This is a genomic window from Vibrio sp. FF145, assembly GCF_041439075.1.
In the GTDB taxonomy this organism is placed as follows: domain Bacteria; phylum Pseudomonadota; class Gammaproteobacteria; order Enterobacterales; family Vibrionaceae; genus Vibrio; species Vibrio tasmaniensis_A.
Genome location: NZ_JBGONH010000085.1, coordinates 1 through 9,934, shown reverse-complemented (window position 1 = coordinate 9,934; position 9,934 = coordinate 1). Strand labels below are relative to the sequence as shown.

Here is a 9,934-nt window from a genome sequence, read left to right as displayed (position 1 = left end):
ATAGCTAAATCACTGAACCGACGTGGCCTCCCGCGCTTATTCTGTTTGCTTTGCGTCCAGCCACTTATCGCTTCTTCATCAATCCAAAAGGTCAAAGAACCGCGGTTAATGAGTTATTGATTGTATTTTGCTTCCAGTTGGTTGTTTTATAACGAGGTTTAGGTATAGGGCTACAAGAGGGAGTGAATGTAGCTGATCAGATCGTAGGTTTAGTTCCAATGAATTACGCAACAAAGCCGAGACTATGGGGAAATCACTTTTGGGCTAGAGGGTATTTTGTAGATACGGTCGGTGTGAATGAAAAAGTCATTCGCCGATATGTACGACACCAAGATAAGCAGGACATAGAGTATGAGCAACAACTGTAGTTATTGAAGAATTGATAGCGCGGAAGCCCCTTTCTAGGGATGATAAAGCGAAATTGCCTTCTAAGAAGGCGGATATTTTTTCAGTCTTGCATTGTAAAGGGGTCAAGGAAATGGGCATGGCTTAGACCATAAATATAATGAACCAAATGTTTGTCTGCCCATTAGGTTTTCGGGCAGACAATTAGCTTAATTTTTAAAAGAAGCCTAAAGGATTAACACTGTGGCTAACGATGATATTTTTGGTGTTCTGGTAGTGGTCTAGCATCATTTTGTGTGTTTCTCTACCAATCCCGGACTTTTTATAGCCGCCAAACGCAGCGTGAGCAGGGTAAGCATGGTAGCAGTTAACCCAAATTCGCCCAGCTTGTATATTTTTCGCCATATGTGAAATCAGATTGTTGTCACGTGTCCATACTCCAGCACCTAAGCCATACTCAGTATCGTTGGCGATTGCCAGAGCTTCTTCAGTGTCCTTAAATGTAGTAACAGCAACGACTGGGCCAAAAATCTCTTCTTGGAAAATACGCATATCGTTAGTTCCTTTGAAGAGGGTAGGCTCGACAAAGTAACCATTGTCTTCATTGCTGTTACCACCAATAAGTAATTCGGCACCTTCTTCATGACCAAGAGCTATGTATTTGCGAATTTTGTCAAATTGCTCTTGTGACACCTGTGAACCAACTTGTGTGTCGGTATCGAGTGGGTTTCCTTGTTGGATCGTTTTCATGCGAGTTTGCAAACGTGAAATGAAGCGATCGTAAATTGATTCATGAATCAAAACTCGAGAAGGACACGTGCAGACTTCACCTTGATTGAAAAAAGCTAACAAGACACCTTCGATACACTTATCAAGGTAACTGTCTTCGTGATCAAATATATCAGCCATAAAAATATTTGGAGATTTACCACCTAGCTCGACTGTTGACGGAATTAGGTTCTCAGCGGCACACTTCAGAATATGCTGTCCAACTTCTGTAGAGCCAGTAAAGGCTACTTTAGCAATCTTTTTATGTGTAGCAAGTGCTTGACCTGCTTCTGAACCATAGCCATTTACGACATTGATTACACCGGCAGGGACTAGATCTTCGATGAGCTCCATCAATACTAAGATTGATGCAGGAGTTTGTTCCGCTGGTTTTAATACTACGCAGCAGCCAGCAGCCAGCGCGGGTGCCAGCTTCCAAGCGGCCATTAAGAGTGGGAAGTTCCATGGGATAATTTGTCCTACAACACCAACAGGTTCTGGGAAGTGGTAGGTCATGGTTTGTGAATCTAGTTCCGCAGCGGAACCTTCTTGAGCTCTAATGCATCCAGCAAAATAGCGGAAATGGTCGACAACGAGTGGAATATCAGCGGCGAGAGTCTCGCGAATAGGTTTCCCATTGTCCCATGTTTCAGTAATAGCAAGCATCTCAAGGTTGTTCTCAATACGCTCAGCTATCTTTAATAATATGTTTGAACGCTCAGTGACTGATGTTGAAGCCCAGTCATTTTTCGCATTGTGCGCAAAATTAACTGCCAAATCGATGTCTTCTTGAGTCGAAGCTGGAATTTCACAAATTACAGAATGGTTGATTGGGGAGGTATTAGTAAAATATTTTCCATGTTTCGGTGCTACCCATGCCCCTCCTATGAAGTTTTGATACTGCGGCTTGAAATCGACAATCGAATTTTCAGTTCCTGGTTGTGCATATAACATTTTCAGTTCCTTTTTTTAGATTCTGTGCGTTATTATCCACCCGCACATGAAAAATAAAATAAGCAACTTCAACCATAGGTTAAGCTAGAATAAAAATAGCCATACTAAATCAATGGTTTATATGTTAACCGTGAAACTAAAAGTCTTGAATGCTTAGGGTATATGTCTTTTTCTAATGAATTTCATTTTAATATGCTAGTTCTATCAATGTAAATAGATCGCTATCATTACCAATATAGTAACCAAATAGGACATATATATCTGATCTTATGGACGTAATAATGGTGTTATTTTTATAACTACATGATATTTGGTTGGTTTGTTTTGTTGGTGCAATTGGTTTCACTGTTTTATTTTAAACATATAACGTTAACATATGAGGAACAAGAACAATGAACTAGAGGAATGTAAAGTGTATCAAGAATTGAGCCAACTGTTAGATGACATTGGATATGCATTTGATAAGCATGAGCTGAAGATATGTACTATCAGAGCTCAAAAAAACAAAGTTATAAAAGCGATGATTGTAAAGGCAAAAGAACTAAATTTTGATATTTCGTCAAATCTATCGAAAAGTGTCTTGTCAGCGATAGTTAGTCAGGAAGACATTAACGAGCAACAAGCGATTGACGTTTTGACGAAGTATGTAATTAGCGACAATATAATTCAAAGAGAAATGAGAGAGAGCCTTTTCCTTGCTGCGATGAGGAAAAGCGAAGAGTTTCATATTGTTATGCTATTGAATGGAGAAGGGGTAAATCGTGTTATCTGAAGAAATGCTTTATGAAAGAACCAAAGAAGCGCTGCGATGCGCACGCTTGCTTGAGCTTGATACATCCCAACAATTTATTAGAACATGTTTGAGTGCTTGTGTGGCTGATAAGCGTATTCATATTAACAATATTGGTGAGGTATTAAGCCATTCAATTGCTTATCCGAGTAAATTATTAGCTGGTGCATATGAGTCCAGTGAGCTTCATCGGTCCATAACCCCTGTCTTAGAAAAACTCTCTCAATAGTATTTGTCTGAGTGGCAAAAATGTCACATCAAAAGTAGTTGCTTGGGCCTAATCTGGCAGTCATTATTTTTTAAGCGATGTTTGTCAGATTGAACCTAAGGCTGAACTTTTTACGGTTTACGAGCTAACAGTGTATCTAGTGAATGTTAGTTGCCACTTTTTATCCACATGATTACTCGCCCTGAATTTTATAATCAATACGCATTTGACTCACCAAGATCGTCATCGTTTATTTCTTGCAGGTAAATTAGTCGACTTTGTTTTTGTTTCGCTTTTCTTTCCCTTGTGGTTTGTCGTTGAACGCTTGCAGATACAAGCGTAGGCGGAGAGACATCAACTTTCTTAAAGTTGAATTGATGAAGGCTGTGGAGCTCAAAGCCGGAGAGATACCAGCTTTATTATTGGGTTAATCATTTCAATCTAAGTGAATAACTCCCTTTTTAGCTAAGGGCTTAGGTCCAGTTAGAATTAAGGTGCTTAAATCTCACAAGCCTGTGTCGTTTTGCGATATTCTGTGGGCGTCATGTCGTAAAATTTTTTAAACAGCGATCTAAAATGGTTTGTGTCACTGTAACCAACTTGCTGGGATATTTGTTCTATGTTTAAGCTGGTAGTGTCCAGCTTGTCTCTCGCTAATACCACTCTAATACGTTGTATGTAGTTCATTGGAGATTCGCCAGTTGCTGCTTTGAAGCGACGTTTCATTTGCCTTTCACTCAAAAAACTTTTCTCTGCACACATAGCGACAGATAGCCTGCTTGGGTCTTCATTGTGCATCCACTCTTGTAACCGATCAATCAAACTGTCGCTATGTTGATGGTATTGAGCAAAGCTCGTTAAACAAATTCGCTTAATTTTTGAAACATCACCTCCTAAGTACTGTTCACATTTAATTCTTTGGGCCGTGCCTAACAAAGCATCAATTAACAAAATTGTTGCAGCAAAGTATTCTTTAATGCTGGAGGTGCAAATATATCGGTCTTCATGAGTTATTTTCAAGTGTGGTTTGAATTTTACTTGGGGGAATTGATTTCGAAAATCTTCAGCATATACCCAATGTGTAGTTGCGCTTCGTTTGTTTAAAACCCCAAGCTCAGCCAGAAGAAATGTCCCCGTACATAAAGAGAGAACAAATTCACACTGCGTAATTTGTTTTTTTAGCCAATATTTAACCTCTTTGGGTAAGACATAAGACCCCTTATTTATGTCACCACAAGCACCTATTATTAAAATGTCGGTATGTTCGACGGATTCCCAATGCGTACTACTGTTAATTGTTAGCCCCCCTAAGAATTGAGTCGGCCCCCCTGTGACTGATACATAACTGACCAGTGGCGCTGGTAATCCTGCTTGCATTGAAGCAATTGTCAGCATTTCGATTGGTCCCGAAATTGCTGTGATTGGGCTTCCTTCTAACAAGAGTGCAGTAATCTTTAAAGGTTCTCTTTTTCTGATCATGAGTATTACGTTTCTCAAATATGTCCTATTTGCTAGTACTATGTCCATAAACCCTTAAGAACACTAATAAACAAATCCGAAATTTAAATTACTCGTCATTAGATTGATTTTAAATGAATAAATTAAGTCATTGATATTTACATGTTTATAATCAACACGTTTAGTTATAACTAAATCTGTTGATGATTTAGATTGATTACTCTAATTAATCGGCCGTGATACACTGGACACTGCCGGTCAATAAACTGGAATAACAGAAAATATACTTATCTTGGTATAAGGTCTGGAAAAATTGTTCCGATGAATTCTCAATCAAGTGTGCTTCAGTGAAATCAAGTTCTGTTGAGGGAGTGTAGTTTGCGCTACGTAGCGCGTTGGTTGTCGAAAAGAGGTCTGCACCCCAGAAATAAACGGAGTAATAGATGTTGAGGGCTTTGTTTTCGCCTTCGGATAATAAGCTACAATGCGCATCGTGAACTCCTCCCCACAGATGATCTACGGTAATTACTTCTTTGAAGGAGTCGACTTCAAATTTTTTATATGTACGACCATGAGAAAATAACATGATGTTGTTTCGACCATCTAAGAATAGAGGATGATTAAGGGTATTTATCCATGAGATAAACGTAATGACGAGTATATTTGCCAAGACCAGAAAAATAATGGCTTTACCGACATTGTTCATTAATTTCCTCTCTTACTTGCTCGATTGAATAGTCTCGGGAAAAACTAAAATTCATTGTGTTGTGTTCATGTAAATTATTAGGTTGATAAACACACGATACATAGAGTTGCTCAGGGTTTTCAGAAATATAGAGCATACGTAAGTCACTTGAGTATCTCCCTTTGAGGTCATTGAAACGTTTATCTCCATTTTTAGTATCAGTAAAATAGTACGTTACGCCCAAATGTTCACGCTGGTTCCATTGAATACGATCTGTGGTGCTATTGTAATATATGATCCGCGTTAACCAAGTGAGACTAACTAAAAATAACAGTGAGAGAGTCAATAGAATGAATCTTTGAAGGTATTGTAGATGGGCCGATAGACTGGTCTTCTCATGGTCTTGAGGTTGGAGAGTGTCTGGGATTATTTCTGAACTAGGTGTTGATGAGTTGTTTTGTTCAAGAACTATTGGCACCTCAAGGCTTATTATGTTGCTTACCAGTAAATAACCATGCTTTGGGACTGTTTTTATAATATTTTGTTGTCGGCCATTGTCACCTAAAGCTATACGTAGGTGGGCTATAGACTGAGTTAAACTAGCTTGCGAGACGACTCGCCCTGGCCAAGCCACGTCGATTAGGGTACTTTTTAAAACGGTTTCGCCTTGATTTTGACATAAAAGCTCTAAAATTTTGCAATCTGTAGAGTGCAATTTTTTGCTCTCCCCATTACTTTGGTTAGTTAGCTGGCGCCTAAGGGTTGGATTAAATATCCACATGCTATGTTGTTTTCTTGTCATTGACGTCAATTTTTTCTTTATTTTCAGATATATTGACACATTGAACTGAGTTGTTCGACAGTTGGATGTAACAATATTGGTGGGAGGTTTCTAACAAAGTTTGAAAATTTTCTTCGCCGCCATCAAAGAGCGCATGTTGCTCTGGTAAATCAAAATATTCTGTTTCTGGAGTGTTAACCAGTTGATTTATATATTTTATGGAATAAATGGATTTCGGCCAAAAGGTAATAAGAAATTGTGTGTCCAGTTTTTTTCCATTGTCGAAATGGATAGAAGCCATTAATAGAAATCGGTTCCATAGATAAGGTTTTAAGTGATAGTCGATTTTTCTGTATTTCTTATCTCCCATTTGCTCACCGTAAGTCAGAACTGTTTTACTTATTTGGGTATTAACGTTTTGAGCAAAACTAGGAATAAACGATGCATTGAGAAAAATTTGAATAGGCAACAAGGCAAGTAAAAAGACAACGCTAAGCAAATAGTGTTTATTGGCATTTTTGTACAATATCATTGCTAATCCCCTCTATAGCGCGCTTAACATCAATGGAAAAGTTGATGCTTTGGCCGTAAGGTGATGATGCATTCTGGTGAATGCAACTTACATAAATCCTAGTTTTATTTGAAGCAATATAAAAATTCACATTGTTTAAAGTAGGGTGCCTAATCAGCTGTTCTAAGAGTTGTTGACTATGAAAATCGTTGTTCTTGATCGTAAAGGTGTTAGTTTGAGAGTTCAACCTTGACATGTTCAGTTTAGGTTCGCTTTGTGAAGGTATGAACAAAAACCAAAACAGTAAACAGTTCATGCTGACTAATAAAACTATTACGCCAGCTTGCCAAGAACATTTAAGCTTAAAAGCCACTACCTTATCAGGTCGCCTAGTCTCGGGTTGGGCTTGGTTAGTTAAAACTAGAGCTATTTTATTATAAGCGACAAAGTAACCGGCTTTAGGTACGGTTCGAATGATACATTGTGCTTCCACTGTATCATTCAAAGCTAAACGTAATGATGCAATGGCGTGTGTGATACTGGCATCTGAAACAAATTTCCCCGGCCAAATTTTTTTGTGAATTTCAGATTTAGTTACGACTCGATGGTTATTCGACAGTAAGAGCAATAATAACTGGCTTTCTGTTTTTGTTAGTCTCTTTTCTTCACCTGATATTTTATTTCGAAGTTGAGAGTGTTCATGAGGTCTAAAATCCCACATAGATAGCTGCATACCTATACTTGGTGTTGTTTTTAAATGAAATATTACAAACTTACCAAATTATTCAATAGACAACAACTAGTAAAATAGTATGAACTCGAGTTTATAATAAGAATTGATTATAGGCGTTGAGGGCAATTTTGCTTTGTTTTTTAACGAGAACTTTGAAAGGTATACTTAAATCAGCACAGTTACTTCCATTTATGTGTCTGGTTTCATTGAGATGCGTTGATGCCTTCCTCTTGTGAGTTCGTATGTATAATGATATCGACTCTACTTGACTAATCTATGGGATTGCATCGGTGTACTATTGGAGAGAGGCAGTTGTAACTAAGTTGATATTATTTAATGAAATGATGGAGTGCCATGTTGTATTTTGATTTTATTATATAATTTTCAATTAAAATTTCTTCTACTAATGCTTCTAATATAGATGATTCTTTTAGTTTAAGAGCACCTAATGATACCAGGATTAACAACCCTATAAATATATTTTGTTTTTTTATGGTTTTCATTATTGATTGTTATTTATATAATTGGAATTAGGTTAATATATAAGAGGCTAATGCCCCTTATATATTTCCGGAGTCTAGCGGTTTTCTAACGCAACTTTCACTGCTCGTTCTAAACTAGGGATAGTTGTAAGTTCAGGTACTCTTTGGGTATAAATGACTTGGTTATTCATACCCACTACAATAATACTTCGACTAAGTAAGCCTAACTGCTTAATTTGAGTTCCTGTATTGAGGCCAAACTTATGTTCCGAAGAGTCAGAAAGATATGTCGCTCCGTCAAGAGAATGCTCTCTAATGAACCGCTGTTGAGTAAAAGGAGTATCCGCACTGACTGCATAAAATTCAATGTCTTGAAGTTTGTGATGGTTGCTTTCTATGTATTGAGAAAGCTCAATAGCTTGTTGAACACAAACAGGTGTATCAACAGATGTCAATATGCTATAAATTTTGATCGATTTACTTTGCGCACTAGTATCATAGCTTTCTAAATCTGAAGTCAACATCTTAGCCGAAGGCAATAAATCGCCTACTTCTAATGGTGTACCAATCAGATCAAACTTTGTGGTGTTATCAAGTGTGACGACTTGTGTCTCTCCAAATCCAGCATCGTCTTCAGTAGTTTCAAACTTTGCGAAGGCGTTTATTGAATAAAGGGTGGCAGCAACAATAAGTAGTTTACGCATGATTATGATAAAACCGCTAGCGCAGATTCATAGTTTGGTTCAGTAGTAATTTCAGAAACCAATTCGCTATGTTTGACTATACCATCTTGACCGATAACGATAACAGCTCTCGCAGCTAATCCTTCAAGCGCACCTTCATTTAAGTTTACACCGTAGTTTTCAGTGAATGATGACTCTCTGAAGAAAGAAGCGGTTGTTACATTATCAATGCCTTCTGCACCACAAAAACGATTCATAGCAAAGGGTAGATCAGCAGAAACACATAATACGATTGTATTGTTTAAATTAGCGGCTTTCTCGTTAAATGTACGAACGCTTGCAGCACAAACTGGGGTGTCAATGCTAGGGAAAATATTTAATAAGACATTTTTCCCTTTTAGGCTTTCTAAGGTTAGGCTATTTAATTCTTTGTCGCAGAGAGTAAAACTTGGTGCTACTTGATTAGGTTTAGGAAATAGACCTGAGATTGAAACGGGGTTACCTTGAAAAGTTATAGACATGTTAATACCTTTTTATTGTTTATTTTTTGGTTAGAAATTATTGAGCGGCGAGATAGTAATTTGATATTTATAAATAACAAATCCGATGTGTTGTATTCTATTTGTTATTATTTAAGATTCTAATAAATAAGATGTTAAGTCCTAAATGCCCATTGTTTTGGTCCGATTTGAATGGCTTGGTTGGTGTATAATTTAATTTTTTCTGTGGAGTTTCTGAAGAGTGTTCGTATTTAGGTGTGTTTTCGAAAATTAAATATTATTCATAGGGAAAGAACGTGATTTTTTACGTTGTTTTTTGATTCTTTAACGATGAGCGAGCTGTATTCAGGAATTAGTATTCATTCCTAAACAAAGAACCCCCAGTCATGCTGTTTTAGTTGGTCAACTTTCAAAGACAGCGTGACTTCTTACATTTACAATGAAATTAGACCATAGATTAAATTCATTATCATATTTTCTAACTATCCTATAACCACGATTTTGCAGTCACGCTCGCTAGTCCTATTGTATATAATTTTGAAAATAAAGACAAAACTGACAATCGAAACACAGGGGAATGAAAAAAACATTTGCATTTTTACTCGATATTTCGACTCAGACCTTAGCGAAGGCCTTCCTGCCAATGATTATGAATGGAAGGCTTTGTTGCGTAATTCATTGGAACTAAACCTAAAACCTACGATCTGATCAGCTACATTCACTCCCTCTCGTAGCCCTATGCCTAAACCTCGTTACAAAACAACCAACTGGAAGCAATACAACCAATCACTCATTAACCGCGGTTCTTTGACCTTTTGGATTGATGCGACTGGCCTTAAGGTTTATGGCGAAGGTGAATGGAAAGTCAAAAAACACGGGACAGATGGCAAACGTAGAGTCTGGCGAAAACTTCATATTGCCGTGGATACAAACACTCATGAAATTATTGCAGCCGAGCTAAGTCTATCGAAAGTTACAGATGGAGAAGTACTCCCGAATTTACTGAAACAAACTCGCCGAAGTATCCACGAGGTGT

The 9,934-nt window shown here is 37.6% G+C and carries 11 protein-coding genes and 2 pseudogenes; 4 read left to right on the top strand and 9 right to left on the bottom strand.

Going from position 1 to position 9,934, the window contains the following annotated elements:
• A pseudogene (locus ACED42_RS20950) lies at positions 1 to 166 on the bottom strand (transposase); the annotation flags it as partial.
• Between the two features lie 67 nt (positions 167 to 233).
• On the opposite strand from ACED42_RS20950, the pseudogene ACED42_RS20945 reads away from it, so the two are divergent.
• Positions 234 to 368, top strand: a pseudogene (locus ACED42_RS20945) (transposase); the annotation flags it as partial.
• Positions 369 to 561: 193 nt separating this feature from the next.
• Here the strand turns inward: ACED42_RS20945 and ACED42_RS20940 are convergent.
• Positions 562 to 2,067, bottom strand: a complete 1,506-nt coding sequence (locus ACED42_RS20940) for an aldehyde dehydrogenase family protein (protein ID WP_017098662.1) — start codon at positions 2,065 to 2,067, stop codon at positions 562 to 564.
• A gap of 376 nt (positions 2,068 to 2,443) precedes the next feature.
• Between ACED42_RS20940 and ACED42_RS20935 the strand changes: the two genes are divergently transcribed.
• Complete coding sequence (locus tag ACED42_RS20935; RefSeq protein WP_017098661.1) at positions 2,444 to 2,839, top strand: hypothetical protein; 396 nt, start codon at positions 2,444 to 2,446, stop codon at positions 2,837 to 2,839.
• Positions 2,829 to 3,086, top strand: coding sequence for a hypothetical protein (locus tag ACED42_RS20930; RefSeq protein WP_017098660.1), 258 nt, complete (start codon positions 2,829 to 2,831; stop codon positions 3,084 to 3,086). Before ACED42_RS20935 ends, ACED42_RS20930 begins: the two co-directional genes overlap by 11 nt.
• Before the next feature lie 477 nt (positions 3,087 to 3,563).
• On the opposite strand, the gene ACED42_RS20925 is transcribed toward ACED42_RS20930, so the two are convergent.
• The 7 genes from ACED42_RS20925 to tpx all read right to left on the bottom strand — a co-directional run bounded on the left by ACED42_RS20925 (position 3,564) and on the right by tpx (position 8,919).
• The gene (locus ACED42_RS20925) at positions 3,564 to 4,592 is read right to left on the bottom strand and encodes a GlxA family transcriptional regulator (RefSeq protein ID WP_371704000.1); all 1,029 of its coding nucleotides are present in this window, start codon (positions 4,590 to 4,592) and stop codon (positions 3,564 to 3,566) included.
• Positions 4,593 to 4,749: 157 nt separating this feature from the next.
• Positions 4,750 to 5,229 (bottom strand): hypothetical protein, encoded by a 480-nt coding sequence (locus ACED42_RS20920; RefSeq protein WP_017098658.1) that lies wholly within the window; start codon positions 5,227 to 5,229, stop codon positions 4,750 to 4,752.
• Positions 5,213 to 6,010, bottom strand: a complete 798-nt coding sequence (locus ACED42_RS20915; RefSeq protein ID WP_017098657.1) for a winged helix-turn-helix domain-containing protein — start codon at positions 6,008 to 6,010, stop codon at positions 5,213 to 5,215. Before ACED42_RS20915 ends, ACED42_RS20920 begins: the two co-directional genes overlap by 17 nt.
• The gene (locus ACED42_RS20910; protein WP_017098656.1) at positions 5,991 to 6,521 is read right to left on the bottom strand and encodes a hypothetical protein; all 531 of its coding nucleotides are present in this window, start codon (positions 6,519 to 6,521) and stop codon (positions 5,991 to 5,993) included. Before ACED42_RS20910 ends, ACED42_RS20915 begins: the two co-directional genes overlap by 20 nt.
• Positions 6,496 to 7,233 carry a helix-turn-helix domain-containing protein gene (locus ACED42_RS20905; RefSeq protein ID WP_241810843.1) on the bottom strand — a complete coding sequence of 246 codons (738 nt, stop codon included), beginning with the start codon at positions 7,231 to 7,233 and terminating at the stop codon, positions 6,496 to 6,498. Before ACED42_RS20905 ends, ACED42_RS20910 begins: the two co-directional genes overlap by 26 nt.
• Positions 7,234 to 7,810: 577 nt before the next feature.
• On the bottom strand, positions 7,811 to 8,419 hold the full coding sequence (locus tag ACED42_RS20900) for a redoxin family protein (RefSeq protein ID WP_017098654.1): 609 nt from the start codon (positions 8,417 to 8,419) through the stop codon (positions 7,811 to 7,813).
• Between the two features lie 2 nt (positions 8,420 to 8,421).
• On the bottom strand, positions 8,422 to 8,919 hold the full coding sequence (gene tpx, locus ACED42_RS20895) for a thiol peroxidase (protein ID WP_017100137.1): 498 nt from the start codon (positions 8,917 to 8,919) through the stop codon (positions 8,422 to 8,424).
• Between the two features lie 717 nt (positions 8,920 to 9,636).
• Here tpx and ACED42_RS20890 point away from each other — a divergent pair.
• Positions 9,637 to 9,934, top strand: a 298-nt coding sequence (locus ACED42_RS20890; protein ID WP_371703998.1) for a transposase, incomplete at its 3' end; no start/stop codon positions are given.

Coding starts and splice junctions, on each gene's coding strand:
- ACED42_RS20940 (WP_017098662.1), bottom strand. CDS start 2,067: ATGTTATATGCACAACCAGGAACTGAAAATTCGATTGTCGATTTCAAG.
- ACED42_RS20935 (WP_017098661.1), top strand. CDS start 2,444: ATGAGGAACAAGAACAATGAACTAGAGGAATGTAAAGTGTATCAAGAA.
- ACED42_RS20925 (WP_371704000.1), bottom strand. CDS start 4,592: ATGGACATAGTACTAGCAAATAGGACATATTTGAGAAACGTAATACTC.
- ACED42_RS20920 (WP_017098658.1), bottom strand. CDS start 5,229: ATGAACAATGTCGGTAAAGCCATTATTTTTCTGGTCTTGGCAAATATA.
- ACED42_RS20915 (WP_017098657.1), bottom strand. CDS start 6,010: ATGACAAGAAAACAACATAGCATGTGGATATTTAATCCAACCCTTAGG.
- ACED42_RS20910 (WP_017098656.1), bottom strand. CDS start 6,521: ATGATATTGTACAAAAATGCCAATAAACACTATTTGCTTAGCGTTGTC.
- ACED42_RS20905 (WP_241810843.1), bottom strand. CDS start 7,233: ATGCAGCTATCTATGTGGGATTTTAGACCTCATGAACACTCTCAACTT.
- ACED42_RS20900 (WP_017098654.1), bottom strand. CDS start 8,419: ATGCGTAAACTACTTATTGTTGCTGCCACCCTTTATTCAATAAACGCC.
- tpx (WP_017100137.1), bottom strand. CDS start 8,919: ATGTCTATAACTTTTCAAGGTAACCCCGTTTCAATCTCAGGTCTATTT.